This window comes from Streptomyces sp. E11-3, from assembly GCF_046540415.1.
In the GTDB taxonomy this organism is placed as follows: Bacteria; Actinomycetota; Actinomycetes; order Streptomycetales; family Streptomycetaceae; genus Streptomyces.
In genome coordinates this window covers 1-1,305 of sequence record NZ_JAZGRL010000182.1, presented here as the reverse complement: position 1 = coordinate 1,305, position 1,305 = coordinate 1, and the positions used below count along the sequence as shown (strand labels likewise).

1 protein-coding gene is annotated in these 1,305 nt (G+C 72.6%); it reads right to left on the bottom strand.

All coding sequences use genetic code 11. The features are described 5' to 3' along the window. The coding region (locus tag U9R90_RS36265; protein WP_411061759.1) for a TIM-barrel domain-containing protein at window positions 1–1,305 on the bottom strand (1,305 nt) is incomplete at both ends.

The following is a 1,305-nucleotide window of genomic DNA, read 5'->3' as shown; positions in this document are numbered from 1 at the left end:
GCTGCATCCCCGCCCAGCCCGAACGCGAGAACAGGAACGGCCGCTCCCCGGGCCGCAGCGCCCGCAGCCCCTCGTAACCGGCCCGCGCCATGCACAGCCCGTACACGTTGTGCGCCTCGCGATGATCGCCGCCGCGCCCCTCCAGCGCATGCCGCGCCGACCGCGGCAACGACATGTCACCGAACGCGGCGAACGACACCGGCTCGTTCATGTCATGCCAGAACCCGGCGAAGCCCTGCGCGAGCCGTTCTTCGTACAGGCCGCCCCACCAGGCACGCACCTTGGGCGAAGTGAAGTCCGGATAGACCGACTCACCCGGCCAGACCACCCCCCGCACCAGCCGTCCCCGCGCATCCCGCACAAACGCGTCCCGCGCACTCCCGGCGTCGTACACCGCGTTGCCCGGCTCGCTCTTCACCGCCGGATCGACGATGGACACCATCCGGACCCCGTCCCGGCCCAATTCATCGGCCAGCTTCGGCAACTCGGGGAACCGCTCGTCATCCACCGTGAACACCTGGTGCGCGTCATAGTGATCGATGTCCAGATGGACCGCGGCCAGCGGCAGCCCCCGATCCCGATAGCCCGCGACGACCCGCCGAACCTCCTCCGCACTGCCGAATCCCCACCGCGCGTGCTGCGCACCGAGCGCCCAGGACGGCGGCAGCGCGGGCGCACCGGTCAGCGCCGTCCAGGCCTGCAACACCCGCGCGGGCGTGCCCACCACGACCCAGCACCTCAGCGGCCCGCCCTCCATCCGCAGTTCACAACTGCCCGCCCGGTCATGCCCCGAGCCCGCGCCCTCCTCGCCCTCGCGCAGCGTCACCCGCCCGTCCCACGCGTTGTCGTGGAAGACCAGATGCGTCCCGGCGTCCGCCACCACCAGCTGCACCGGCATGGTGATGTACAGCGGGTCGTCATCAGGACCGAAGGCCCCGCCGGGATCGGTGTTCCACAGCCGGTACGTCCCATCCGCCAGCCGGGGCCCACAGGCCCGCCCACCGAGCCCGAAGAAACGCGCGTCGGCGGCCACCTCCGTACGCTGCAACCAGCGCGCGGTGCCCCCGCCCACCGGCTCCCACCACCGGGGCGGCAGATCCCGCCGCAGCACCACACCACCGGGAGTACGCACCTCGACCGCGCCGTGCCGGGAGATGACCACCATCACCCGCTCGGACACCACCCGCCAGCCGCCCTCCTTGTCCGGCTCGAGCTGCGCCCGCGGATCGGGTTCGGGCTCCCCGTCCACCAGCGCGTACGAGGGCTCGGGCCCCGCACCGTCCCAGCCCCAGAAGACCGCCCCGC